1 rRNA gene is annotated in these 274 nt (G+C 51.5%); it reads right to left on the bottom strand.

The window, feature by feature from the left end:
- Window positions 1-274 (bottom strand): 23S ribosomal RNA (locus E2C06_RS37120); the annotation flags it as partial.

Below are 274 nucleotides of genomic sequence, written 5' to 3'. Positions count from 1 at the left end.
ATGACCCCCTAGCCTTAACAGTGCTCTACCCCCGTGGGTAATATATGACGCACTACCTAAATAGTTTTCGGGGAGAACCAGCTATCTCCCGGCTTGATTAGCCTTTCACTCCGACCCACAGGTCATCCCCTAACTTTTCAACGTTAGTGGGTTCGGTCCTCCAGTTGATGTTACTCAACCTTCAACCTGCCCATGGGTAGATCGCCGGGTTTCGGGTCTAATGCCTGCAACGAAACGCCCTATTAAGACTCGGTTTCCCTACGGCTCCCCTAAA

The sequence above is a fragment of the Dankookia rubra genome, assembly GCF_004355005.1.
Taxonomy (GTDB): domain Bacteria; phylum Pseudomonadota; class Alphaproteobacteria; order Acetobacterales; family Acetobacteraceae; genus Paracraurococcus; species Paracraurococcus ruber_A.
This window is presented reverse-complemented; position numbering and strand designations above follow the sequence as displayed.